A 21,800-nucleotide genomic window follows, 5' to 3' on the forward strand; every position below is an offset into this window, starting at 1 on the left:
AGAAGTTCGCTCGACTTGCATGTGTTAGGCACGCCGCCAGCGTTCATCCTGAGCCAGGATCAAACTCTCAAATAAAAGTTGTCCATCGCTCAGCTAATCATTATCTGAATATCTGGCTTGGTTGTTTGTGTTTTAATTCTTAAATAAGAATAAATTTTATAAATTAACCTACTGTTTAATTTTCAAAGTTCTTAAGTTTGTATGCTGTTCTTTAGCACTCATTTATAATATCATCTATATTATTTTTCGTCAATACTTTTTTTAAATTTTTTTATATTATATTTAATTTATTAAAATAATAGCTTATATCAATGGATAAATTCTGATATAAGCTATTATTTCCTTATTATTCATTTTTATTCTCATATTCTCCAAAATACTTCTGAATACCTGCATATATAGCCCATGATATTCTTTCTTGATATTCATCTTCTGATAATAATTTAGCTTCCTTCTCATTAGATAAAAATCCACATTCTATAAGTACTGAAGGCATAGTGGTTTCTTTCAATAAATAAATATTATCTCTAGGCTTAATTACTCTATCATTACTATTATCTACTACTCTTTTCAACTCTTGTTGTATATATGTAGCTAATCCCTTACTTTCCTCTTTACCACTTGGGTAAAAGGTTTGAGCACCTGAGTATTTGGATTCTTGAAATGCATTCAAATGAATTGATACAAACATATCTGCTTCAGATTCATCTACGATTTTCTTACGATTTCTTAAATTCTCATTATATTTTTGTCTTATAGTTTTATTAGAGTCTTCTTCATACAAGCTACTATCGTCATTTCTAGTAAGTATAACTAGCCCCCCACTTGATTCTATAAGCTCCTTTAGTTTAAGGGTAATAGCTAAGTTAATATCTTTTTCTAAAATACTCTTATCACTACTAGATGCTCCTGGATCTATACCACCATGGCCTGCATCTAATACGATTGTTTTATTAGTTATAGGCATATAACTAATAGTTTCCTCTGATACATCCCTTATTTTAAGTATACATGCTACTGTCAGTATTAAAGCTACTACCCCAAAAACTATGTATTTTATGTATTTCTTCACAATATCACCCTGTACATTTATATTAAAAAAGACTTTGGAATATTCCAAAGTCTTTGTACAAGTATATGAATAAAATTATCTCTTTGAGAATTGTGGAGCTCTTCTTGCTGCCTTTAATCCATATTTCTTTCTTTCTTTCATTCTAGCATCTCTAGTTAAGAATCCTTCTTTCTTTAAAGCAGGTCTTAATTCAGCATCAGCTTTTAATAAAGCTCTAGATATACCATGTCTTATAGCACCAGCTTGTCCAGTGAATCCTCCACCTTCAACTTTTACTATTACATCGTATTTAGCTTCATTGTTAGTTAATACTAATGGTTGCTTAACATCTCTTATTAATGTTTCATAGTTGAAGTATTCTTCAACATTTCTTCCATTTACTATTATATTTCCTTCACCTGCTACTAATCTAACTCTAGCAACAGAGCTTTTTCTTCTTCCAGTTCCGTAGTATTGAACGTTTGCCATGATAACTCCTCCTTTCACCCGTTAATTATTATTTAAAGTTTAAAACTTCTGGATTTTGAGCTGCATGATCATGGTTTGGTCCTGCGAATACTCTTAATCTAGTCATCATTCTGCTTCTTAATTTGTTCTTTGGTAACATTCCGCTTACAGCGTGAGCTACAACCTCTTCAGGTTTCTTTTCCATCATTTCTTTGTATGGTATTTCTTTTAAACCACCTACATAACCAGTGTGGTATCTGTACATTTTTTGTTCTAATTTCTTTCCTGTTAAAACTACTTTCTCAGCGTTAACAACAACAACGAAGTCTCCTCCGTCAACGTGTGGTGTGAAAGTAACCTTATTTTTTCCTCTTAATACTGTCGCTATTTCAGTTGCTAAACGACCTAATGTTTTTCCTTCAGCGTCAACGATGTACCATTTTCTTTGTACATCAGCTGGCTTAGCTATATAACTTTTCATAGTTGTCCCTCCTTAACTTTTTCCTTTTAAAATTTTACCGTTTATGTCAAGTCCGGGGCAAGTGGACTTATTAACACACTCCTACTAATTTTAATATATGCATAGTTGTGTGTCAAGCTAATAATCAACTTTTTTAAGAAATAATCCATGTGCTGGTGCAGTATGTCCAGTTTTAGATCTACTCTTTGAGTCAATTATTTCAGATATATTATCTTTTATCCTTCCTCTTCCAATATCCACTAATGTCCCTACTATTATTCTTACCATATTATATAAGAATCCACTACCCTCTACTTCTATTGTTATCATATCCTCGTCCTTAGTTATTTCTATATCATATATAGTCCTAACAGTATCTATTACTGAGGATCCAGAACTCATAAATCCTTTAAAGTCATGAGTTCCTATTAATGATTTAGCTTCTTTACACATTTTATTAAAATCAAGCTCATATTTCACATGATAAGAAGTATCTTTATATATAGGATTTCTATAAGGACTATTATAGATTAAATATCTATATCTTTTTCCTTTTGCATTATACCTTGCATGAAATTGATCATCTACTTCCTTACAATCGATTATTGATATATCTTTAGGAAGCTTAGAATTAAGTGCATTTGGTAATTTACTATATGGTATGTCAGAATTTAGTTTAAAATTTGCCACTTGACCTAATGCATGAACTCCTGCATCAGTCCTCCCAGAGCCAGTAATTTTTACTTCTTCTTTAGTTATATCAAAAATAGCTTTTTCTATAGTTCCTTGTATACCTAAAGAATCTGGTTGTTTCTGCCAACCACAATAATTAGCTCCATTGTACTGTATTTTTATCATTAAATTTCTCATACTTTACCTCTTTATATAAATCTAGTAACTATTATACTCCCTAAATATATAAACTGTAATACATAAGATACATAATCTACTTTTGTAAGAATTGTAACTTTCATTTTAGTTCTATTATATCCACCTCTATAGCATCTAGCTTCCATAGCTGTACCTAACTCTTCAGCTCTTCTAAATGCACTAACAAATAGAGGAACTAAAAGTGGTACTAGATTCTTAGCTCTTGCTATTAAATTATTGCTCTCAAAGTCTGCACCTCTAGACATTTGAGCTTTCATTATCTTATCAGTCTCATCTAATAGAGTTGGAATAAACCTAAGTGCTATAGTCATCATCATAGCTAATTCATGTACTGGCAATCCAAATTTATTAAATGGTTTTAGTATTCGCTCTATACCGTCTGTGAGATCCATAGGGGATGTTGTTAGAGTTAATAAAGAAGTTCCTAATACAAGCAGTGTAAGCCTTATAGCCATAAATAATGCTTGACTTATACCTTCCATAGTTATCTTTAAAAACCCAAATGACCATATGACTTGTTCTCCTGGCAAGAAGAATATATTTATGACTAATGTAAATAATATAATCCATCTAAGGGGCTTTAATCCTCTTAATATATATTTAAACGGTATATTAGATAACTTTATTATTGCTAATAAAGATGCTATTACTAATAAGTATGGCCAAAATTTATTAATTATAAATAGTGATAGCATAAATATAAATGTACCTACAAGCTTTACTCTTGAATCTAATTTATGTATAAGAGACTGTGTAGGGTAATGCTGACCAATAGTTATATCCTTTAACATTTTCCTCGTCCTCTCATAACTCTCAATATTTCTTGTTTAGCTTCTTCTATTGTCAGTATATCTTGACGTATATCAAATCCTTTTTCTCTAAGCTTAATAGCTAATTCTATAGTTTGAGGTATATCTAATCCTATCTCTTTTAATCTATTAGCATGGGAATTAAATACTTCTCTCGGAGTTCCCATAAACTCTATTTCCCCACCATTCATAACTATTATAGTTTTTGCTAACTTAGCCATATCATCCATGCTATGTGATGATAGTATTATAGTCATATTATGATCTTTATGAAGAGTTCTGATAAGTTCAAAAATTTCATCTCTTCCTCCGGGATCAAGACCAGCTGTAGGTTCATCTAAGATTAAAACTTCTGGATTCATAGCTATTACTCCAGCTATTGCAACTCTGCGCTTTTGCCCTCCTGATAACTCAAAAGGTGATTTATCTTTATACTCTTCATAATTAAGCCCTACAGATTGCATTGATAGTTTTACCCTATTATTTATTTCCTCGCTATCTAAACCTAAATTAGAAGGTCCAAAAGCTATATCTTTTTCAACAGTTTCTTCAAAAAGTTGATACTCCGGATATTGGAATACTACCCCTACCCTTTTCCTAATTTCAGTTAAATTTAAGTCCGGATCAGTTATATTAAAATCATTTATATATATTTCTCCATAGGAAGGTTTTAAAATCCCATTTAAATGTTGTATTAACGTAGATTTACCAGAACCAGTATGACCTATAATCCCTACAAAGTCTTTATCTTCTATTTCAAAACTAATATTATCTAACGCTTTACTTGCGAATGGCATATCCTCGTTATATACATAAGTTAAATTTTTTACTACAATTGACATAATTTCATCACCATCTCATCCACTGTTAATATATCAGAGTCTATATTAAGTCCCTCTTTGCTTAACTCCATAGATAACTCTGTCATATAAGGTACATCTAATCCTATACATTTTAGCATATCCACCTTTGAAAAAACGTCTCTAGGAGTACCTTCTAAAACTTTTCTACCTTTTTCCATAACTATAACTCTATCAGCATCAACTGCCTCTTCCATAAAGTGGGTTATATGTATAATACTTATATTTTCTTCTTTATTTAATCTCTTTATCGTATTCATAACTTCTTTTCTACCAGAAGGATCAAGCATAGCGGTTGCTTCATCGAAAATTATACACTTAGGCTTCATAGCTATTATTCCAGCTATTGCAACTCTTTGTTTTTGACCTCCTGATAATAAATGTGGCTGTCTATCTCTTAATTCATATATACCTACGCTTTTAAGAGATTCATCAACTCTTTTTCTTATTTCTTTAGGTTCTATTCCTAAGTTTTCTGGACCAAAAGCCACGTCTTCTTCTACCACTGTTGCAACTATTTGATTATCTGGATTTTGAAATACCATCCCGGCAGTTTGCCTTATATCCCAAAGATTTTCTTCTGCTCTAGTATCCATACCATCAATAAGTATACTTCCCTCAGTAGGCATTAAAATAGCATTTAAATTTTTAGATAATGTAGATTTTCCAGATCCATTATGTCCTATAACAACTAAAAATTCACCTTCTTTTATATCTAAACTTAAATTATCTATCGCTTTAAATCTATCATCTTCTGCTATATATTCAAATGAAATATTGTTTACTTCTACTATATTATTCATTTAATCTACTCCTCTTCATTAAGTAGTTGTATAAAAAACCAATTTAAGTAGTATTATATCATAACCATAAAAAAAAAGATAATTCTTATATATACAAAATTAAATTCATTTAATATCTGTATATACATCCTTATAATTTAAATATTTATGTATATTAAAAAAAGTATAAAAAAAGATTAAGCAAAAGCTTAATCTTTTTTTATACTATACTAATTCTATAAAAGCCATTTCAGCAGCGTCGCCTCTTCTTGGTCCTTTTTTGATTATTCTAGTGTATCCACCATTTCTCTCAGCATACTTTGGAGCTATATCAGTGAATAAGTTGTTAACTACAGTTTCATCCATAACGTAAGCTAAAACTTGTCTTCTAGCGTGAAGATCTCCTCTTTTAGCAAGAGTTATCATCTTTTCAGCCATTCTACGAGTTTCTTTTGCTCTTGTTACTGTAGTTTCTATTCTACCACATCTTAGTAAATCAGTTACTAAGTTTCTTAACATAAGGTTTCTGTGTGAAGTCACACGTCCTAATTTACGGTAATTAGCCATGCCAATCCCTCCTTTGCTCACTATTCTTCGCTTGGTTTAAGACCTAGTCCAAGTTCTTCTAATTTTTGGATAACTTCCTCAAGTGACTTCTTACCAAGGTTTCTTACCTTCATCATATCGTCCTCAGACTTATTAGCTAATTCTTCAACTGTATTTATTCCCGCTCTCTTTAAACAGTTATAAGATCTAACTGATAAATCTAATTCTTCTATAGTCATTTCAAGAACTTTTTCTTTTTGATCTTCTTCTTTTTCTACCATTATTTCAACATTGCTTACATGCTCTGTTAAATCAATGAATAGATTTAAATGTTCAACTAGTACTTTAGCAGCTAAAGATATTCCTTCTTGAGGATTTATGCTACCGTTAGTTTGAACTTCAAGTACTAATTTATCATAATCTGTTTTTTGACCTACTCTTGTATTTTCTACATGGTAGCTCACTTTTTCAACAGGAGTATATATTGAATCTACAGGTAAAACACCTATAGGCATATTCTCTGTTTTATTTTCTTCAGCAGAAACATATCCTCTACCTTTATCTATAGATATTTCCATATTAAATTTAGCATTATCATCTAGCGTAGCTATTAATAAGTCTTTACTTAATATTTCAACATCAGGAGGACATATTATATCTGATCCTTTGATAGAGCATGGTCCTTGTGCTTCTATTTTAAGAGTTCTACTTCCTTCTCCATCAATAGTAGCTGAAAGCTCTTTAAGAGATAATATTATTTCTGTAACATCTTCCTTAACACCTGGTATTGTTGAGAATTCGTGAAGAACTCCATCTATTTTTATAGAATTTACAGCAACACCTGGTAAAGATGATAATAATACTCTTCTTAAAGCATTTCCTATAGTTATACCATATCCTCTTTCTAGAGGCTCTATAACGAATTTACCATATCTATAGTCTTCGCTAAGTTCTATTATATCTACTTTAGGTTTTTCTATTTCTATCATGGACAAAACCCTCCTTCAAATTTATTAATCCACTGAGGGTAAACAATTTTAAAAATTAATTTTAAAACTTGCTTATTACTTAGAGTAAAGCTCTACTATTAAGTGTTCAGCTATTTCAAGATCTATATCTTCTCTTGATGGCATAGCAACAACTTTAGCAGTCATTCCTTCTAAGTTTGCATCTAACCACTTAGGAGCTACTTTTGATGCGTTAGCTTCTACTAAAGCTTTGAACTTAGCAGAAGTTTTAGAGTTTTCTTTAACTGCTATTACATCATCAGCTTTAACAGTTATAGAAGGTATATCTACCTTGTTTCCATTTAAAGTGAAGTGACCGTGAGTTACTAATTGTCTAGCTTCTTTTCTAGAAGATGCTAATCCCATTCTGTAAACTACGTTGTCTAATCTTCTTTCTAATAAACTTAATAAGTTTTCCCCTGTTATACCAGGCATTTTATCAGCACGTTCGTATAAGTTTCTGAATTGAGTTTCTAAAACTCCGTATATTCTCTTAACTTTTTGTTTTTCTCTTAATTGTAAACCATAGTTAGAAACTTTCTTTCTTCCTTGTCCATGTTGACCAGGAGCGTAGTTTCTTTTTTCTATAGCACACTTATCTGTATGACATCTTTCGCCTTTAAGGAATAATTTCATTCCTTCTCTACGACATTGTCTACAAGATGCACCTGTATATCTTGCCATATCTTTACACCTCCTAATTTATTCTGTATAAAATTACACTCTTCTTCTTTTTGGTGGTCTACATCCGTTGTGTGGGATTGGAGTAACGTCTTTTATCATAGTTACTTCTAGTCCAGTAGCTTGTAAAGCTCTTATAGCAGCTTCTCTTCCTGAACCAGGACCTTTTACGAATACTTCAACAGTTTTTAAACCGTGTTCCATTGCAGCTTTAGCAGCAGTTTCTGCAGCCATTTGAGATGCGAAAGGAGTAGATTTTCTTGATCCTTTGAATCCTAATTGTCCTGAAGATGCCCAAGATATAGCATTTCCATGAACATCAGTTAAAGTTATTATAGTATTGTTAAAAGTAGATTGTATATGAGCATGTCCACGTTCTATGTTTTTACGCTCTCTTCTTCTAACACGTGTAGCTTTCTTTTTTGGTTTAGCCATTTTTCATTTCCCTCCTATCTAATTATTATTTTTTCTTCTTACGAGATACAGTTTTTCTAGGACCTTTTCTAGTTCTAGCATTAGTCTTAGTTCTTTGTCCTCTTAGTGGAAGACCTTTAGCATGTCTTAAACCTCTGTAACATTTGATATCTCTTAATCTCTTTATGTTTAAAGCGATTTCTCTTCTTAAGTCACCTTCAACTAAGAAATCAGCGTCTATTATTTTTCTTAATTCATTAACTTGATCATCTGATAAATCCTTTATTCTAGTGTCAGGATTTATATCAGCTTTAGCTAATATTTCATTAGCAGTAGCTTTTCCTATACCATATATATAAGTTAAGCCTATCTCTGCTCTTTTTTCTCTAGGTAAATCTACCCCAGCTATTCTTGCCATAGTTCGCACCTCCTACACATTGTTTTTTAATCATTTTTTAACGCCAAAGCGCTCTGTTTGTTGATATCACAGTTTACTATTATACTATAAAAATCAACAAATTACTAGTAATAATTTCTTATCCTTGCTTTTGCTTGTGCTTAGGATTTTCGCAGATAACCATTACTTTACCTTTTCTTTTTATAACCTTGCATTTTTCACACATTGGTTTTACTGATGGTCTTACTTTCATTATTAATCCCTCCTTAGACTATTAAATAAGATAGCCTACTTCTTACGCCAAGTGATTCTTCCTCTTGTAAGGTCATATGGAGAAAGTTCAACATTTACCTTATCACCTTCAAGAATTCTTATGAAGTTCATTCTTAGCTTTCCAGATAAATGGCATAATACTTCATGTCCATTTTCTAATCTTACTTTGAACATAGCATTAGGTAAGTTTTCAATAACTGTACCTTCTAATTCTATTACATCTTTTTTGGCCATTAAATAACCAGACCTCCATTCAACTAATCAAAAAGTATTGTTTTTGATTTAGTAAGTTCAGCTCTTAAAAAAGCATCTGTTATTTCTTCAGACGCTATTTTCTTTTCAACTCTATTATTATAAAGATTATATAACTTTAAGTGCTTAACTTTTTTTAGCTTAGGTCTGTCAAGTTTTCTTTTATTGCCGTCAGATATAAGAACATATTTATTATCTATCACCTTTACGATGAAAAATATTTTATTCTTCTCTCTTCCCGACAAACCTTCAACAACTTGACCTACTCTTTTGTTGTATGATAGCACTTTTATCACCTTCAAACTAAAGCTTAGTTAATATAAGCGGTTCATCTTCAGTAATTGCTATCGTATGCTCATAATGAGCAGAATTTTTACCGTCTATTGTGACGATTGTCCATCCATCAGATAGAGTTTTTACATGATAATGACCAGCATTAATCATAGGCTCTATTGCAATTACCATTCCTTCTTTAAGTCTTGGACCCTTGCCAGGAGGACCATAATTAGGAACTTGAGGATCTTCATGAAGTTCTGTGCCGACTCCATGACCTACCAGATCTCTAACAACTGAGAAACCATGTTTCTCTACGTGTGCTTGTATTGAGTGTGAGATATCCGAAAGTCTATATCCTAGTTTAGCAAATTTTATGCCTTCATAGAAGCTTTCTTTTGTTACTTCTATTAATTTCCTATTTTCTTCAGATATAATGCCTACACCATGAGTTTTCGCAGCATCTGCATGATATCCTTTATAATAGGCTCCTATATCTATACTAATAATGTCACCCTCTTTAACTATCTGCTTACCTGGTATACCATGCACAACTTGATTATTTATAGATGCGCATATACTTGCAGGAAAACCACCATAGCCTTTAAAAGATGGGCTGGCATTATATTTTCTTATATTCTCTTCAGCTATTTTATCTAACTCTAAAGTAGATATTCCCGGAGTAATAGCTTCCTTTAATAGCTCATGAGTTTCAGCAACTATTTTACCGGCCTCTTTCATGAATTCTATTTCTTTTTTTGATTTAATAATAATCATTATTTTTCACTTCCTAGAGCAGCAACTATATCTGCAAATACTTCATCTATAGATTGTTGACCATTTATGTTTGATAATATACCTTCTTTAGCATAATAATCAGCTAATGGCTTAGTTTCATCTAGATACACTTGTATTCTTTTTGATACAGTTTCTTCATTATCATCTGCTCTTTGGTATAACTCCCCTTGGCATACATTACATACACCTTCATTTTTAGGAGGATTAAACTCAACGTGATACGTAGCACCGCAAGATTTACATATTCTTCTTCCAACTGCTCTTGAAACTAATATATTCTTATCAACCTCTATGTTTATAACGTTGCTAAGCGCTATATTATTTTCTTTTAAAAACGCATCTAATTGTTCAGCTTGAGAAACATTTCTTGGGAATCCATCTAACATGAATCCATTTTCACAGTCGTCTTGAGTTATTCTGTCTGTAACAAGACCTACAGTTAGCTCATCTGGAACTAGTAATCCTTGATCCATGTACTCTTTAGCTTTCTTTCCAAGATCAGTACCTTCTTTTATATTCTTTCTGAATATATCTCCTGTTGATATATGAGGTATGTTATATTTTTCTACTATACCAGCCGCCTGAGTACCTTTACCAGCACCAGGAGGTCCAAGTAATATTATTCTCATATTATCATCTCCTTATTTTAAGAAACCTTGATAGCTTCTCATAACTAAGTTTGATTCTAATTGTCTCTTAAGTTCTAATGCAACACCAACTACTATTAATAGTGATGTACCTGCTAAGTTCATACTTACACTCATATAATGCGTAACGAACGCAGGTATTAAAGATATTACAGCAAGGAATATAGCTCCTGCTAGAGTTAATCTTGATAATATTCTGTTTAAATAATCTATTGTAGGCTTTCCTGGTCTTATACCTGGTATAAATCCACCATTATTTTTCATATTATTTGCTATATCTTCTGTATTAAATGATACAGTTGTATAGAAATAAGCAAAGAATACTATTAATAGAACTTCAAGTGATCTATATATCCAAAACCCTATTTCTCCATTAGGAGATAAGTATGTTTGAACAAAGTTTTGAGCATCTGATCCCATGAACATTGCTATAGTTTGAGGGAAAGCTAAAAGTGAACTAGCAAAAATTACTGGTATAACTCCTGATTGGTTAACTTTCATTGGTATATGAGAACTTTGTCCTCCATACGTTTTTCTTCCAACAACTCTTTTAGCGTATTGTACTGGAATCTTTCTTGTAGCTTCTTGTATATATGTAACTGCCATTATTGTAAGAAGTATTACTACAACTAACAGTGCTGCAGCCCATATAGCCAATTTTCCATTTTGCACCATATTTATAGCATTCATAATATCAATCGGTACTCTAGAGACAATACCTACAAATATTATTACCGAACTACCATTACCTAAACCTTTTTCTGTAATCTTATCACCTATCCACATTAATAACATACTCGCTGCTACTAGTGTTAGTATAACTGTACATATAAAGAATACATTATTATTTTTTAGGGCACTTCTTACTACACCAAGTGTAATACCTATAGCTTGTACAAGTGCTAGTGCTAATGCTGTGTATTTAGTATACTTATTTATCTTTTTCTTACCTTCTTCACCTGATTTTTGGAGTTCATCCAGGCTCTCAAAACCAATAGTTAAAAGTTGTAAGATAATAGATGCTGTTATATATGGTCCTATTCCCAATGCAAATAATGTAAAGTTACTGAATGCACCCCCTGTGAACATATTATACAGGGAAAGTAGGCTATTGTTACCTACCATCTCCTTTATAATACTTGTGTTCACTCCAGGAACAGGTATCGTTGCGCCTATCCTAAATACAACAATCATCATTAAAGTGTATAATATTTTTTTTCTTACGTCTTTAATTTTCCAAGCTTGTTTTAACTGTGATAGCACGTTAACTCACCCCGCCTGTAGTGGTTGAGAATTTGCAGTTTTAGATTAAACTAATTCTGCTTTCCCACCAGCTTTTTCTATTTTTTCTTGAGCAGAAGCAGTGAACTTAGCAGCTTTAACAGTTACAGCCTTTTCTAAGTTTCCGTTTCCTAAAACTTTTATTCCATCTTTAGCTATTTTGCTTATAGCTCCAGTAGATTTTAAAACTTCAGCAGTTATTTCTGTTCCGTTTTCAAATCTGTTTAATAACTCAACATTAACTTCAGTGTATTCTTTTCTGAATGGATTCTTGAAACCTCTCTTAGGAAGTCTTCTAGCAAGTGGCATTTGTCCACCTTCGAATCCAACTCTTACTCCACCACCTGAACGAGACTTTTGTCCTTTTTGTCCACGTCCCGCAGTCTTACCTTGTCCAGTAGCAGTACCTCTACCTAATCTTTTCTTAGATTGAACTGCACCTTCAGCAGGTCTTAATTCATGTAGTTTCATAGTTAGCACCTCCTTTTATTTCTAGTCAATAATTATTCAGCTATTTCAGTTACTTCAACTAAATGCTTAACTTTGTTTATCATCCCTCTTGTTTGGGCATTATCTTCTTTAACAACTACTTGTTCTCTTTTTCTTAATCCTAACGCTTCTACGTTTTTTCTTTGGTTAGGAGTAGTTCCTATTGTACTTCTAACTAACTTTATTTGTAATTTAGCCATCTTACACTACCTCCTTACCCTAGAAGATCTTCAACTTTTTTACCTCTTAATTTAGCTATTGATTCAGCTGTCTTAAGAGAGTTAAGTCCTTCTATTGTAGCATTTACCATATTTCTTGGGTTGTTAGATCCTAAAGATTTAGCTCTAACGTCTTTTAATCCAGCTAATTCAAGTACAGCTCTAGCAGGTCCCCCAGCTATAACTCCTGTACCTTCTTGAGCAGGCATTATTAATATTTTTCCAGCACCAAAGTGTCCGTTTACTTGATGAGGAATAGTTGTACCAACCATTGGTACTTCTATAAGATTCTTCTTAGCATCTTCTACTGCTTTTTTTATAGCATCTGGAACTTCCATAGCTTTTCCAGTACCTACACCAACGTGTCCGTTTTCGTCTCCTACAACAACTAAAGCTGCGAATCTAAAGTTTCTACCACCTTTAACAACTTTAGTAACACGTCTAACTTCAACAACTCTTTCTTGTAAATCAAGTTGTCTTGCATCTATCGGCTTACGACGTAGCATGTGTTTTCCCTCCTTTATTTCTAATGTAATTAGAACTTAAGACCAGCTTCTCTAGCACCTTCAGCTAACTCTTGTATTCTTCCGTGATATAAGTATCCACCTCTGTCAAATACAACCTCAGTGATACCTTTTTCTACTGCTTTCTTAGCGATCATTTGACCAACCATTTTAGCTGCAGCTTTATTTCCAGTGTGACTTACAGCACCCTTAACTTCTGCTTCTAAAGAAGATGCAGAAACAAGAGTTACTCTGTTTGTGTCATCTATTATTTGAGCATATATATTGTTTGAACTTCTAAATACACATAATCTTGGTCTTTGAGTAGTTCCAGATATTTTCTTACGAACTCTCTTATGTCTTTGAAGTCTTTTTGCGTTTTTATCAGCTTTCTTTAACATGAGATCACTCCTTTCTTAACGTTTAGGTTTGGTATTATTTTTTACCAGTTTTACCTTCTTTACGTCTTACAACTTCACCAGCGTATCTTATACCTTTACCTTTGTATGGCTCTGGCTTTCTCCAGTCTCTTATCTTAGCAGCGTAGTTTCCTACTAATTGCTTATCTATACCTTTAACTATTAACTCAGTTTGGTTAGGAGCTTCAACAGTTATTCCTTCTGGATCTTCCATTTCTACTGGATGAGAGAATCCTAAGTTCATAACTAATTTCTTTCCTTGTTTTTGAGCTCTGTATCCAACCCCAACTAATTCTAATTTCTTTTCGAATCCGTTAGTAACACCAACTACCATGTTATCTATTAACGTTCTAGTTAACCCGTGTAATGATCTGTGGTTTTTGTTGTTAGTAGGTCTTTCAACAGTTATAGTATTTTCTTCTTGCTTTATTATCATAGCACCATCGAATTGCTTAGATAAAGTTCCTTTAGGTCCTTTAACTGTAACTAAGTTTCCTTCTGCTATAGTTACTTCAACACCAGCTGGTACAGTTATTGGCTTAACACCTATTCTTGACATAGTCGCACCTCCTTACATTGTTCGTTTATATTACCAAACGTAGCAGATTACTTCTCCACCAACATTTTCTTTTCTTGCTTGCTTGTCAGTTAATATACCTTTTGAAGTAGATATAACTGATATTCCTAATCCATTTAATACCTTTGGTATTTCATGGTTAGCAGCGTAAACTCTCATACCTGGCTTAGATATTCTCTTAAGTCCTGATATAACTCTTTCGCCTGATTGTCCGTACTTTAATTGTATTCTTATTATTCCTTGCTTTCCATCTTCTATAACATCGTAACCTCTAACGAAACCTTCTTCTAATAAGATTCTAGCTAATTCTTTCTTCATATTAGAAGCAGGAACGTCAACAGTTTCATGCTTAACAACGTTAGCGTTTCTTATACGTGTAAGCATATCTGCAATTGGATCTGTCATTGTCATATTGAAACCCTCCTTCCATTTGTTAACTGGTTTCTACCAGCTTGCTTTTCTAACACCAGGTATTTGACCTTTATAAGCTAATTCTCTAAAGCATATACGGCATATACCGAATTTTCTTAATACTGAATGTGGTCTTCCACATATGCTACATCTTGTATACTCTCTAGTAGCGTATTTTTGCTTTCTTTGTTGTTTAACAACCATTGCTTTTCTTGCCACTGGAATTCCCTCCTTTGATTTCGCTTAGAAAATGACATTTTCTAAGCTTACTTAGAAAACGGCATTCCTAATAATTTTAATAATTCACGAGCTTCTTCGTCTGTTTTAGCAGTTGTAACGAATATTATATCCATTCCTCTTACTTTATCTACTTTATCGTACTCTATTTCAGGGAATATTAATTGCTCTTTAACACCTAAAGCGTAGTTACCTCTTCCATCGAATGCATTAGCATTAACACCTCTGAAGTCTCTAACTCTTGGTAAAGATACAGATACTAATTTGTCCATGAAGTAGAACATTTTGTCTGCTCTTAAAGTTACTTTAGCACCTATTGGCATACCTTCTCTTAATTTGAAGTTTGCAACAGATTTTCTTGCTCTAGTAACAACTGGCTTTTGACCAGATATTATTTCCATTTCTTCAACAGCTTTTTCTAAGCCTTTTGGATTTTCTCTAGCGTCACCTATACCCATGTTTATAACTATTTTGTCTAACTTAGGTATTTCCATAACGTTTTTGTATCCAAATTTCTCCATTAAAGCAGGAGCAACTTCTTTCATATATTTTTCTTGTAATCTAGAAGCCATTTAAGGTCCCTCCTTTCAAGCTATATTATATTTCTTTTCCGCTCTTTACTGATACTCTTACTTTTTTCCCATCTTTAATTTCAAATCTAACTCTTGTCCCTTTTCCTGTTTCAGGATCTAATGGCATAACGTTAGATATATGAATTGGGGCTTCTTTATTTATTATTCCACCTTGTGGATTCATAGCACTTGGCTTTTGGTGTTTTGTTATTACGTTAACACCTTCAACTAATACTCTATTAGCTTTTGGCATAACCTTAACAACTGTACCTTTTTTACCTTTATCTTTTCCTGCTATTACTACAACAGTGTCGCCTTTTTTAACACGCATCATGTCCTATTGCACCTCCTTATTATAGTACTTCTGGAGCAAGAGAAACTATCTTCATGAAATCATTATCTCTTAACTCTCTAGCAACAGGCCCGAATATACGAGTTCCTACTGGAGTCTTATCATCTTTGATTATAACTGCAGCATTCTCGTCGAAAGCTATATAACTTCCGTCATTACGTCTTATGCCTTTTTTACTTCTTACTATAACAGCTTTAACAACTTTACCTTTTTTTACAACTCCACCTGGTGTTGCACTTTTAACAGTAGCAACTATTACGTCGCCTATATTACCATATCTTCTTTTACTTCCACCTAGTACACGAATACAAAGTAATTCTTTTGCACCAGAGTTATCCGCAACTTTTAAACGTGTCTCTTGTTGTACCATATCGTAATCCCTCCTTTTCCAAAAAACTACTTAACTTTTTCAACAACTTCAACTAGTCTGAATCTCTTATCTTTAGATAAAGGTCTAGTTTCCATTATTTTAACTCTATCTCCGATTCTGCATACGTTGTTTTCATCATGAGCCTTGAACTTCTTAGTTCTCTTAACTGGCTTATTATATAATGGATGACGTACGAAATCTTCAACAGCAACTACTATAGTTTTGTCCATTTTGTCACTTACAACACGGCCTACTCTTACTTTTCTTCTTCCTCTTTCCATGTTAAAAAGCCTCCTTTCCAATTAAGCTCTAGTTTCGTTTAACTTTCTTTCAGCAAGGATAGTTTTTACTCTAGCTATATCCTTTTTCACAAACTTGATTCTTGCTGTGTTTTCTAATTGACCAGTAGCTAATTGGAATCTTAAGCTAAATAATTCACTTTTGAAGTCATTTAATTTATTCATTAGCTCTTCGCTTGTTAAATCTCTTAATTCTTTAGCTTTCATCCTATTCACCACCCTTTACTTCTAAATCTTCTTTCTTTACAAACTTACATTTAACAGGAAGTTTGTGCATTGCAAGTCTCATAGCTTCTCTTGCTTTAGCTTCATCTACACCAGCTAATTCGAACATTACTCTACCTGGCTTAACTACTGCTACCCAGTATTCTGGTGAACCTTTACCAGCACCCATACGAGTTTCAGCAGGTTTTCTTGTTACAGGCTTATGAGGGAATATTTTTATCCAAACCTTTCCGCCTCTTTTTATATATCTAGTCATCGCGATTCTGGCAGCTTCTATTTGGTTAGAAGTTATCCAAGAAGCTTCCATAGCCATTAATCCGAATTCACCATAAGTAACTTTGTTACCTTTTTGAGCTTTACCAGCCATACTTCCTCTGTGAACTCTACGACGTTTTACTCTCTTTGGCATTAACATGAGAATTTCCTCCTTCCTTGAACCTTACTAATTTTAGTTTTCTTTGTTTTCAGTTCTTTGAGGTCTTTGAGGTCTTTGTCCTTGAGGTCTTTGTCCTCTGTTGTTTCCTCTGTCGTTTCCTCTAGAATTGTTTCTTCTATTATCGTTTCTTCTATCGTTTCTCTTATTATTTCTTCTATCGTTTCTTCTTTCTTCTCTTGGGTTTACTCCGTTTTTAGTTGGTAAAACTTCTCCGTTGCATACCCAAACTTTGATACCTATTTTTCCGTAAGTAGTATCAGCTTCAGCAAATCCGTAATCGATATCAGATCTTAATGTTTGTAAAGGTACATTTCCTTCGCTGTATCCTTCAGTTCTAGCCATTTCAGCTCCACCTAATCTTCCAGATGCAGAAACTTTTATACCTTTAGCTCCTGATTTTAAAGCTCTTTGTATAGCTTGTTTCATAGCTCTTCTGAAAGCTACCCTTCTTTCGATAGCTAATGCTATGTTTTCAGCTACTAATTGAGCGTTTTTATCGATGCTTCTTACTTCAACGATATTAACTATAACATTTTTCTTTGTCATTTTTTCTAATTCTGCTTTTAAAGCTTCTATACCAGCACCAGCTTTTCCTATAACTACACCTGGCTTAGCAACGTGTAAGTCTAATTTTAACTTGTTTGCTGATCTTTCTATTTCTATCTTAGCAACTCCAGCAGAGTATAATTTATTCTTTAAGAATTTACGTACATTGTGGTCTTCTAATATTAAGTTTCCGAACTCTTTTTTATCAGTTGTAAACCATCTTGAATCCCAATCTTTTATAACACCGACTCTCAGTCCGTGTGGGTTAACCTTTTGTCCCATTGTTTTCCCTCCTATCTATTTATTATTTTTTTTCTTTAACAACAACTTCTATGTGAGAAGTTCTTTTTCTTATCATAGTAGCTCTACCCATAGCTCTAGGCATAAATCTCTTTATTGTAGGTCCTTGGTTAGCAACTATTGAATCTATATATAATTTTTCAACGTCCATCTCGTGATTATTTTCAGCGTTAGCTTTAGCAGATTTAACAACCTTAGCTATTATTGAAGCCGCTCCTCTTGGAGTATACTTTAATATTGCTAATGCTTCATCAACATTTTTTCCTCTTACAAGGTCACATACTTGACCTGCTTTTCTTGGAGATACACGTACAAATTTTGCAGTAGCTTTTGCTTCCATTGTGTTCTTCCTCCTTCCCTAGTCAAAATATATAATTATTTTCTTTTGTTAGATTTTTCGTCGTCTTTGTGTCCTTTGAAAGTTCTTGTAGAAACGAATTCACCTAATTTATGTCCAACCATATCTTCTGTTATATAAACAGGAACATGTCTTCTTCCGTCATGTACAGCAATAGTATGCTCTACCATTTGAGGGAATATTGTTGAACTTCTTGACCAAGTCTTTATTACTTCTCTGTTTCCGCTTTCATTCATAGCTTCAACTTTCTTTAAAAGTCTAGCATGTATAAAAGGTCCTTTTTTAGTTGATCTTGACATTTTAATATCCTCCTTTCCCGGGCAAATAAATTAAAATTTATTATTTAGTTCTTCTTGATACTATTAACTTATCAGAAGCTTTGTTTTTCTTTCTAGTTTTGTATCCAAGAGCTGGTTTACCCCATGGAGTAACAGGTGATGGTCTACCTATTGGAGATCTACCTTCACCACCACCGTGTGGATGGTCATTAGGGTTCATTACAGAACCTCTTACAGTAGGTCTTATACCCATATGTCTTTTTCTACCTGCTTTACCGATAACTACGTTACCGTGCTCTATATTACCAACTTGTCCTATAGTAGCTTTACAGTTTATGCTTACATATCTCATTTCACCTGATGGTAATCTAAGTAAAGCATATTTACCTTCTTTAGCCATTAATTGAGCAGAAACACCAGCAGATCTAACTAACTGAGCTCCTTTTCCTGGCTTTAATTCTATGTTGTGTACAACTGTACCAACTGGCATATCTTTTAATGCCATAGCATTTCCTGGTTTTATGTCAGCAGTTGGTCCTGATAATACAGTATCTCCAACTTTTAATCCTACAGGAGCTAATATATATCTCTTTTCACCATCTGCATAGTTTAATAAAGCTATGTTAGCAGTTCTGTTTGGATCATATTCTATTGTAGCAACCTTTGCAGGTATACCATCTTTATTTCTCTTGAAATCTATTATTCTATATTTTCTTCTGTTTCCTCCACCTCTGTGACGAACAGTTATTTTCCCGTGTGCATTTCTACCAGAGTTTTTCTTTAATGAAACTAAAAGAGATTTTTCTGGTTCGTTGCAAGTTATTTCATCAGAAACTAAAACTGTCATTTGTCTTAAGGCAGGAGAAGTTGGTTTAAACTTTTTTATAGCCATCTGTTTTCCCTCCTTTGTTAATTAGGGGTATTACATACCTTGGAAGAATTCTATTTCTTTGCTATCAGCAGCTAATTTAACCACTGCTTTTTTGAAGCTTGCAGTTCTTCCTTCAGATCTACCCATTCTTTTAACTTTTCCATCGTAGTTCATTGTGTTTACTTTTTCAACGTTAACTCCGAAAACTTTTTCTACAGCTTTCTTTATTTCAGTTTTGTTAGCAGACTTTGCTACTACAAAAGTATATTTTTTCTCAACCATGTCAGCCATACTTTGCTCAGTTACAACTGGCTTTATTATTATATCATGTGGATTAGTCATTATGCGTACACCTCCTCCACTTTTTTAACAGCGTCTGTTGTTATTATGAATGAATCATATTTTAATATATCGTAAACGTTTATAGTGTTAACTGTAGCAGTTGCAACACCTTCTACGTTTGCAGCTGATTTTATAACGTTAGTGTTATTTTCAGCAGTTACTACTAAAGCTTTCTTAGCAGCATTTACATTTTTTAATATTTGAACGAATTCTTTAGTCTTAGGAGCTTCCATGTTGAAAGAATCTAATACTATTATTTCGTTGTTTTGTACTTTAGAAGTTAAAGCACTCTTCATAGCTAATCTTCTAACTTTTCTTGGTAAAGTGTAGCTGTAGTTTCTTGGTTTTGGTGCGAAAGCAACTCCTCCACCAACCCATTGTACGGCTCTTATAGAACCTTGTCTAGCTCTACCAGTTCCTTTTTGTTTCCAAGGTTTTCTTCCGCCACCTCTAACTTCTGCTCTAGTTTTAGCAGATTGAGTACCTTGTCTCTTGTTTGCTAATTGGTTTTTAACAACTTCGTATAAAACGTGTTCATTAACTTCTACGTTGAATATAGAATCAGCTAATTCTATTTCTCCAACATTTTGTCCATTAATATTTAATACATTTAATTTTGGCATTATGCTTCCTCCTTTCTTAGGTTAGTTATTATTTAGAAGCTTTAACTGCTTCTTTTATAGTTACTACTGAACCTTTAGCTCCTGGTATAGCACCTTTTACTAATATAAGGTTCTTTTCAGCATCTATTCTAACTACTTCTAAGTTTTGAACAGTAACTTTAACGCTACCCATGTGTCCAGCTAATTTTTTGTTTTTGAATACTCTACCAGGGAATGAACAAGCACCCATTGAACCTGGTCTTCTGTGGTATCTAGAACCGTGAGATTCTGGTCCTCTAGATTGTCCATGTCTCTTTATTGGACCTTGGAATCCTTTACCTTTAGATATTCCAGTTACATCTATCATTTCTCCTGCAGCGAATAAGTCAGCTTTTATTTCTTGTCCAACAGTATATCCTTCTACAGAATCAACTCTGAATTCTTTTAAATGTTTCTTTAAAGTATTAGCAGCAGCTAAATGTCCTTTTTGAGGTTTGTTTAAAGATTTCTCTTTAACATCTCCAAAACCAACTTGAACTGCATTATATCCGTCTTTTTCAACAGTTTTTATTTGAGTTACAACAACAGGTCCTGCTTCAACAACTGTTACTGGTACTACTGCACCAACTTCAGTGAATATTTGAGTCATACCTATTTTTTTACCTAATATTCCTTTCATATTAGCACCTCCTATAATCTTACAGCGGATTACCAACTAAGGTAATCATTCTAAGATAGTTACCTTATAGGATAAGTATCTTAGGTGTTTGTTCTTATAATTTTATTTCTATATCAACACCAGCTGGTAAATCTAATCTCATTAAAGAGTCAACTGTTTTAGGTGTTGGGTTAGCTATGTCTATTAATCTCTTGTGAGTTCTTATTTCGAATTGTTCTCTAGAGTCTTTGTACTTATGCACAGCTCTTAATATTGTCACTATTTGCTTTTCAGTTGGTAGTGGCACAGGTCCTGAAACTTGTGATCCAGCTTTTTTAGCAGTTTCTACTATTTTTCCAGCTGAAAAATCTAATAATTTGTGATCATATGACTTTAATCTTATTCTTATCTTTTCTTTAGCCATTTTATTTCCCTCCTTTTATAGAACTTTTTAAATCTTTAAGTTTCAAACTCGTTTATACCGATACACACCTCCGGGTGTGTTGCGTTTTAAAAAACTAATATCGACTAATTTTCAACCAAGATTCTTTGTAAGTTTTTCGTATCTCTCAAGCACACTATTATATTTTATATTATTATTTACATTTTTTCAAGTTTTTTTTATCATTTTACAAATATTATTTCATCTTATAAAATTTTTTTACAAACTCGATTTATTTTCTCTAACAAAGCACTTATTTAGTATATATCTTTTAAGTAATATTGTCAACAAAATATGTATACTATATACTTCCTTTTATTTCATAAGCAAAAAAGAGGAGGTTTCCCCCCTCTTAATCTATGAATAATTCTTTAATAAGAGATTATTCCATTATAGAAGCAACAA

39 protein-coding genes and 1 rRNA gene are annotated in these 21,800 nt (G+C 33.0%); all 40 read right to left on the minus strand.

The genetic code is table 11. The annotated features are described in order from the left end of the window. A 16S ribosomal RNA gene (locus tag I2A66_RS14420) occupies positions 1–75 on the minus strand; the annotation flags it as partial. A gap of 271 nt (positions 76–346) precedes the next feature. Then, the gene (cwlD, locus tag I2A66_RS14425) at positions 347–1,072 is read right to left on the minus strand and encodes an N-acetylmuramoyl-L-alanine amidase CwlD (protein ID WP_147516914.1); all 726 of its coding nucleotides are present in this window, start codon (positions 1,070–1,072) and stop codon (positions 347–349) included. Between the two features lie 75 nt (positions 1,073–1,147). Then, complete coding sequence (gene rpsI / locus I2A66_RS14430) at positions 1,148–1,540, minus strand: 30S ribosomal protein S9 (RefSeq protein ID WP_122641165.1); 393 nt, start codon at positions 1,538–1,540, stop codon at positions 1,148–1,150. Positions 1,541–1,568: 28 nt separating this feature from the next. After that, positions 1,569–2,000 (minus strand): 50S ribosomal protein L13, encoded by a 432-nt coding sequence (gene rplM / locus I2A66_RS14435; RefSeq protein ID WP_122641164.1) that lies wholly within the window; start codon positions 1,998–2,000, stop codon positions 1,569–1,571. 117 nt (positions 2,001–2,117) lie between these two features. After that, the gene (gene truA, locus I2A66_RS14440; RefSeq protein ID WP_147516913.1) at positions 2,118–2,849 is read right to left on the minus strand and encodes a tRNA pseudouridine(38-40) synthase TruA; all 732 of its coding nucleotides are present in this window, start codon (positions 2,847–2,849) and stop codon (positions 2,118–2,120) included. Positions 2,850–2,860: 11 nt separating this feature from the next. Then, positions 2,861–3,661 carry an energy-coupling factor transporter transmembrane component T family protein gene (locus I2A66_RS14445; protein ID WP_122641162.1) on the minus strand — a complete coding sequence of 267 codons (801 nt, stop codon included), beginning with the start codon at positions 3,659–3,661 and terminating at the stop codon, positions 2,861–2,863. After that, positions 3,655–4,521: an energy-coupling factor transporter ATPase gene (locus I2A66_RS14450; RefSeq protein ID WP_195251909.1), complete on the minus strand. Its 867-nt coding sequence runs from the start codon at positions 4,519–4,521 to the stop codon at positions 3,655–3,657. Before I2A66_RS14450 ends, I2A66_RS14445 begins: the two co-directional genes overlap by 7 nt. Then, positions 4,509–5,342, minus strand: a complete 834-nt coding sequence (locus tag I2A66_RS14455; protein ID WP_122641160.1) for an energy-coupling factor transporter ATPase — start codon at positions 5,340–5,342, stop codon at positions 4,509–4,511. The genes I2A66_RS14450 and I2A66_RS14455 overlap by 13 nt, the downstream gene beginning before the upstream one ends. Before the next feature lie 204 nt (positions 5,343–5,546). Beyond that, positions 5,547–5,888, minus strand: a complete 342-nt coding sequence (gene rplQ, locus I2A66_RS14460) for a 50S ribosomal protein L17 (protein WP_018590396.1) — start codon at positions 5,886–5,888, stop codon at positions 5,547–5,549. A 20-nt stretch (positions 5,889–5,908) separates the two neighbouring features. Then, entirely contained in the window at positions 5,909–6,856 is a 948-nt protein-coding gene (locus I2A66_RS14465) for a DNA-directed RNA polymerase subunit alpha (protein ID WP_122641159.1), read from the minus strand. Between the two features lie 75 nt (positions 6,857–6,931). Continuing rightward, on the minus strand, positions 6,932–7,558 hold the full coding sequence (rpsD, locus tag I2A66_RS14470; protein WP_122641158.1) for a 30S ribosomal protein S4: 627 nt from the start codon (positions 7,556–7,558) through the stop codon (positions 6,932–6,934). Positions 7,559–7,591: 33 nt separating this feature from the next. Next, complete coding sequence (rpsK, locus tag I2A66_RS14475) at positions 7,592–7,990, minus strand: 30S ribosomal protein S11 (protein WP_122641157.1); 399 nt, start codon at positions 7,988–7,990, stop codon at positions 7,592–7,594. A gap of 25 nt (positions 7,991–8,015) precedes the next feature. Next, positions 8,016–8,387, minus strand: a complete 372-nt coding sequence (gene rpsM / locus I2A66_RS14480; RefSeq protein ID WP_122641156.1) for a 30S ribosomal protein S13 — start codon at positions 8,385–8,387, stop codon at positions 8,016–8,018. Positions 8,388–8,505: 118 nt separating this feature from the next. Beyond that, the gene (rpmJ, locus tag I2A66_RS14485) at positions 8,506–8,619 is read right to left on the minus strand and encodes a 50S ribosomal protein L36 (RefSeq protein WP_017753001.1); all 114 of its coding nucleotides are present in this window, start codon (positions 8,617–8,619) and stop codon (positions 8,506–8,508) included. Between the two features lie 35 nt (positions 8,620–8,654). Further along, complete coding sequence (infA, locus tag I2A66_RS14490) at positions 8,655–8,873, minus strand: translation initiation factor IF-1 (RefSeq protein WP_122641155.1); 219 nt, start codon at positions 8,871–8,873, stop codon at positions 8,655–8,657. 23 nt (positions 8,874–8,896) lie between these two features. Beyond that, positions 8,897–9,187: a KOW domain-containing protein gene (locus I2A66_RS14495; RefSeq protein ID WP_334298828.1), complete on the minus strand. Its 291-nt coding sequence runs from the start codon at positions 9,185–9,187 to the stop codon at positions 8,897–8,899. A gap of 7 nt (positions 9,188–9,194) precedes the next feature. Then, the gene (map, locus tag I2A66_RS14500) at positions 9,195–9,941 is read right to left on the minus strand and encodes a type I methionyl aminopeptidase (RefSeq protein ID WP_122641153.1); all 747 of its coding nucleotides are present in this window, start codon (positions 9,939–9,941) and stop codon (positions 9,195–9,197) included. Beyond that, positions 9,941–10,591 carry an adenylate kinase gene (locus I2A66_RS14505; RefSeq protein ID WP_122641152.1) on the minus strand — a complete coding sequence of 217 codons (651 nt, stop codon included), beginning with the start codon at positions 10,589–10,591 and terminating at the stop codon, positions 9,941–9,943. The genes map and I2A66_RS14505 overlap by 1 nt, the downstream gene beginning before the upstream one ends. 12 nt (positions 10,592–10,603) lie before the next feature. Continuing rightward, entirely contained in the window at positions 10,604–11,872 is a 1,269-nt protein-coding gene (gene secY, locus I2A66_RS14510; RefSeq protein WP_147516910.1) for a preprotein translocase subunit SecY, read from the minus strand. Positions 11,873–11,917: 45 nt separating this feature from the next. Continuing rightward, complete coding sequence (rplO, locus tag I2A66_RS14515; protein WP_122641150.1) at positions 11,918–12,361, minus strand: 50S ribosomal protein L15; 444 nt, start codon at positions 12,359–12,361, stop codon at positions 11,918–11,920. A 32-nt stretch (positions 12,362–12,393) separates the two neighbouring features. Further along, on the minus strand, positions 12,394–12,579 hold the full coding sequence (rpmD, locus tag I2A66_RS14520; RefSeq protein WP_095406309.1) for a 50S ribosomal protein L30: 186 nt from the start codon (positions 12,577–12,579) through the stop codon (positions 12,394–12,396). Between the two features lie 14 nt (positions 12,580–12,593). After that, complete coding sequence (rpsE, locus tag I2A66_RS14525; protein WP_122641149.1) at positions 12,594–13,103, minus strand: 30S ribosomal protein S5; 510 nt, start codon at positions 13,101–13,103, stop codon at positions 12,594–12,596. 29 nt (positions 13,104–13,132) lie between these two features. Next, positions 13,133–13,501 (minus strand): 50S ribosomal protein L18, encoded by a 369-nt coding sequence (gene rplR / locus I2A66_RS14530; protein ID WP_122641148.1) that lies wholly within the window; start codon positions 13,499–13,501, stop codon positions 13,133–13,135. 34 nt (positions 13,502–13,535) lie between these two features. After that, complete coding sequence (gene rplF / locus I2A66_RS14535; protein WP_122641147.1) at positions 13,536–14,078, minus strand: 50S ribosomal protein L6; 543 nt, start codon at positions 14,076–14,078, stop codon at positions 13,536–13,538. Between the two features lie 30 nt (positions 14,079–14,108). After that, positions 14,109–14,507 carry a 30S ribosomal protein S8 gene (rpsH, locus tag I2A66_RS14540; RefSeq protein WP_122641146.1) on the minus strand — a complete coding sequence of 133 codons (399 nt, stop codon included), beginning with the start codon at positions 14,505–14,507 and terminating at the stop codon, positions 14,109–14,111. Between the two features lie 33 nt (positions 14,508–14,540). Beyond that, the gene (locus I2A66_RS14545) at positions 14,541–14,726 is read right to left on the minus strand and encodes a type Z 30S ribosomal protein S14 (protein WP_122641145.1); all 186 of its coding nucleotides are present in this window, start codon (positions 14,724–14,726) and stop codon (positions 14,541–14,543) included. Between the two features lie 47 nt (positions 14,727–14,773). Next, entirely contained in the window at positions 14,774–15,316 is a 543-nt protein-coding gene (gene rplE, locus I2A66_RS14550; RefSeq protein ID WP_122641144.1) for a 50S ribosomal protein L5, read from the minus strand. 25 nt (positions 15,317–15,341) lie between these two features. Next, positions 15,342–15,647: a 50S ribosomal protein L24 gene (rplX, locus tag I2A66_RS14555; RefSeq protein ID WP_122641167.1), complete on the minus strand. Its 306-nt coding sequence runs from the start codon at positions 15,645–15,647 to the stop codon at positions 15,342–15,344. A 22-nt stretch (positions 15,648–15,669) separates the two neighbouring features. Then, complete coding sequence (gene rplN / locus I2A66_RS14560; RefSeq protein WP_122641143.1) at positions 15,670–16,038, minus strand: 50S ribosomal protein L14; 369 nt, start codon at positions 16,036–16,038, stop codon at positions 15,670–15,672. A gap of 26 nt (positions 16,039–16,064) precedes the next feature. Further along, the gene (rpsQ, locus tag I2A66_RS14565) at positions 16,065–16,319 is read right to left on the minus strand and encodes a 30S ribosomal protein S17 (protein ID WP_122641142.1); all 255 of its coding nucleotides are present in this window, start codon (positions 16,317–16,319) and stop codon (positions 16,065–16,067) included. Between the two features lie 21 nt (positions 16,320–16,340). Next, positions 16,341–16,544, minus strand: coding sequence for a 50S ribosomal protein L29 (rpmC, locus tag I2A66_RS14570; RefSeq protein ID WP_122641141.1), 204 nt, complete (start codon positions 16,542–16,544; stop codon positions 16,341–16,343). 1 nt (position 16,545) lies between these two features. After that, positions 16,546–16,977 (minus strand): 50S ribosomal protein L16, encoded by a 432-nt coding sequence (rplP, locus tag I2A66_RS14575; RefSeq protein WP_122641140.1) that lies wholly within the window; start codon positions 16,975–16,977, stop codon positions 16,546–16,548. A gap of 33 nt (positions 16,978–17,010) precedes the next feature. Beyond that, the gene (gene rpsC, locus I2A66_RS14580) at positions 17,011–17,826 is read right to left on the minus strand and encodes a 30S ribosomal protein S3 (RefSeq protein ID WP_122641139.1); all 816 of its coding nucleotides are present in this window, start codon (positions 17,824–17,826) and stop codon (positions 17,011–17,013) included. Positions 17,827–17,848: 22 nt separating this feature from the next. Next, complete coding sequence (gene rplV, locus I2A66_RS14585) at positions 17,849–18,184, minus strand: 50S ribosomal protein L22 (RefSeq protein WP_147516909.1); 336 nt, start codon at positions 18,182–18,184, stop codon at positions 17,849–17,851. 35 nt (positions 18,185–18,219) lie between these two features. After that, a complete protein-coding gene (gene rpsS / locus I2A66_RS14590; RefSeq protein ID WP_122641137.1) occupies positions 18,220–18,501 on the minus strand; it encodes a 30S ribosomal protein S19 in 282 nt (93 codons plus the stop codon). Positions 18,502–18,541: 40 nt separating this feature from the next. Then, entirely contained in the window at positions 18,542–19,372 is an 831-nt protein-coding gene (gene rplB / locus I2A66_RS14595; protein WP_122641136.1) for a 50S ribosomal protein L2, read from the minus strand. Positions 19,373–19,402: 30 nt separating this feature from the next. Continuing rightward, the gene (gene rplW / locus I2A66_RS14600) at positions 19,403–19,693 is read right to left on the minus strand and encodes a 50S ribosomal protein L23 (protein WP_122641135.1); all 291 of its coding nucleotides are present in this window, start codon (positions 19,691–19,693) and stop codon (positions 19,403–19,405) included. Beyond that, positions 19,693–20,316 carry a 50S ribosomal protein L4 gene (rplD, locus tag I2A66_RS14605; RefSeq protein WP_122641134.1) on the minus strand — a complete coding sequence of 208 codons (624 nt, stop codon included), beginning with the start codon at positions 20,314–20,316 and terminating at the stop codon, positions 19,693–19,695. The genes rplW and rplD overlap by 1 nt, the downstream gene beginning before the upstream one ends. 28 nt (positions 20,317–20,344) lie before the next feature. Further along, a complete protein-coding gene (rplC, locus tag I2A66_RS14610; protein ID WP_122641133.1) occupies positions 20,345–20,974 on the minus strand; it encodes a 50S ribosomal protein L3 in 630 nt (209 codons plus the stop codon). A 94-nt stretch (positions 20,975–21,068) separates the two neighbouring features. Further along, complete coding sequence (gene rpsJ, locus I2A66_RS14615; protein WP_122641132.1) at positions 21,069–21,377, minus strand: 30S ribosomal protein S10; 309 nt, start codon at positions 21,375–21,377, stop codon at positions 21,069–21,071. Positions 21,378–21,800 lie beyond the last annotated feature (423 nt).

This window comes from Romboutsia sp. 1001713B170207_170306_H8 (genome assembly GCF_015550495.1).
Lineage (GTDB): Bacteria > Bacillota > Clostridia > Peptostreptococcales > Peptostreptococcaceae > Romboutsia_E.

Bases quoted from the DNA above. Each gene is read 5' to 3' on its own strand.
- rpsI (WP_122641165.1), bottom strand. From the start codon at position 1,540: ATGGCAAACGTTCAATACTACGGAACTGGAAGAAGAAAAAGCTCTGTT.
- rplM (WP_122641164.1), bottom strand. From the start codon at position 2,000: ATGAAAAGTTATATAGCTAAGCCAGCTGATGTACAAAGAAAATGGTAC.
- truA (WP_147516913.1), bottom strand. From the start codon at position 2,849: ATGAGAAATTTAATGATAAAAATACAGTACAATGGAGCTAATTATTGT.
- I2A66_RS14445 (WP_122641162.1), bottom strand. From the start codon at position 3,661: ATGTTAAAGGATATAACTATTGGTCAGCATTACCCTACACAGTCTCTT.
- I2A66_RS14450 (WP_195251909.1), bottom strand. From the start codon at position 4,521: ATGTCAATTGTAGTAAAAAATTTAACTTATGTATATAACGAGGATATG.
- I2A66_RS14455 (WP_122641160.1), bottom strand. From the start codon at position 5,342: ATGAATAATATAGTAGAAGTAAACAATATTTCATTTGAATATATAGCA.
- rplQ (WP_018590396.1), bottom strand. From the start codon at position 5,888: ATGGCTAATTACCGTAAATTAGGACGTGTGACTTCACACAGAAACCTT.
- I2A66_RS14465 (WP_122641159.1), bottom strand. From the start codon at position 6,856: ATGATAGAAATAGAAAAACCTAAAGTAGATATAATAGAACTTAGCGAA.
- rpsD (WP_122641158.1), bottom strand. From the start codon at position 7,558: ATGGCAAGATATACAGGTGCATCTTGTAGACAATGTCGTAGAGAAGGA.
- rpsK (WP_122641157.1), bottom strand. From the start codon at position 7,990: ATGGCTAAACCAAAAAAGAAAGCTACACGTGTTAGAAGAAGAGAGCGT.
- rpsM (WP_122641156.1), bottom strand. From the start codon at position 8,387: ATGGCAAGAATAGCTGGGGTAGATTTACCTAGAGAAAAAAGAGCAGAG.
- rpmJ (WP_017753001.1), bottom strand. From the start codon at position 8,619: ATGAAAGTAAGACCATCAGTAAAACCAATGTGTGAAAAATGCAAGGTT.
- infA (WP_122641155.1), bottom strand. From the start codon at position 8,873: ATGGCCAAAAAAGATGTAATAGAATTAGAAGGTACAGTTATTGAAAAC.
- map (WP_122641153.1), bottom strand. From the start codon at position 9,941: ATGATTATTATTAAATCAAAAAAAGAAATAGAATTCATGAAAGAGGCC.
- I2A66_RS14505 (WP_122641152.1), bottom strand. From the start codon at position 10,591: ATGAGAATAATATTACTTGGACCTCCTGGTGCTGGTAAAGGTACTCAG.
- rplO (WP_122641150.1), bottom strand. From the start codon at position 12,361: ATGAAACTACATGAATTAAGACCTGCTGAAGGTGCAGTTCAATCTAAG.
- rpmD (WP_095406309.1), bottom strand. From the start codon at position 12,579: ATGGCTAAATTACAAATAAAGTTAGTTAGAAGTACAATAGGAACTACT.
- rpsE (WP_122641149.1), bottom strand. From the start codon at position 13,103: ATGCTACGTCGTAAGCCGATAGATGCAAGACAACTTGATTTACAAGAA.
- rplR (WP_122641148.1), bottom strand. From the start codon at position 13,501: ATGTTAAAGAAAGCTGATAAAAACGCAAAAAGACTTCAAAGACATAAG.
- rplF (WP_122641147.1), bottom strand. From the start codon at position 14,078: ATGTCAAGAATAGGTGTTAAGCCAATAACTGTACCAGCTGGTGTTGAA.
- rpsH (WP_122641146.1), bottom strand. From the start codon at position 14,507: ATGACAATGACAGATCCAATTGCAGATATGCTTACACGTATAAGAAAC.
- rplE (WP_122641144.1), bottom strand. From the start codon at position 15,316: ATGGCTTCTAGATTACAAGAAAAATATATGAAAGAAGTTGCTCCTGCT.
- rplX (WP_122641167.1), bottom strand. From the start codon at position 15,647: ATGCGTGTTAAAAAAGGCGACACTGTTGTAGTAATAGCAGGAAAAGAT.
- rplN (WP_122641143.1), bottom strand. From the start codon at position 16,038: ATGGTACAACAAGAGACACGTTTAAAAGTTGCGGATAACTCTGGTGCA.
- rpsQ (WP_122641142.1), bottom strand. From the start codon at position 16,319: ATGGAAAGAGGAAGAAGAAAAGTAAGAGTAGGCCGTGTTGTAAGTGAC.
- rpmC (WP_122641141.1), bottom strand. From the start codon at position 16,544: ATGAAAGCTAAAGAATTAAGAGATTTAACAAGCGAAGAGCTAATGAAT.
- rplP (WP_122641140.1), bottom strand. From the start codon at position 16,977: ATGTTAATGCCAAAGAGAGTAAAACGTCGTAGAGTTCACAGAGGAAGT.
- rpsC (WP_122641139.1), bottom strand. From the start codon at position 17,826: ATGGGACAAAAGGTTAACCCACACGGACTGAGAGTCGGTGTTATAAAA.
- rplV (WP_147516909.1), bottom strand. From the start codon at position 18,184: ATGGAAGCAAAAGCTACTGCAAAATTTGTACGTGTATCTCCAAGAAAA.
- rpsS (WP_122641137.1), bottom strand. From the start codon at position 18,501: ATGTCAAGATCAACTAAAAAAGGACCTTTTATACATGCTAGACTTTTA.
- rplB (WP_122641136.1), bottom strand. From the start codon at position 19,372: ATGGCTATAAAAAAGTTTAAACCAACTTCTCCTGCCTTAAGACAAATG.
- rplW (WP_122641135.1), bottom strand. From the start codon at position 19,693: ATGACTAATCCACATGATATAATAATAAAGCCAGTTGTAACTGAGCAA.
- rplD (WP_122641134.1), bottom strand. From the start codon at position 20,316: ATGCCAAAATTAAATGTATTAAATATTAATGGACAAAATGTTGGAGAA.
- rplC (WP_122641133.1), bottom strand. From the start codon at position 20,974: ATGAAAGGAATATTAGGTAAAAAAATAGGTATGACTCAAATATTCACT.
- rpsJ (WP_122641132.1), bottom strand. From the start codon at position 21,377: ATGGCTAAAGAAAAGATAAGAATAAGATTAAAGTCATATGATCACAAA.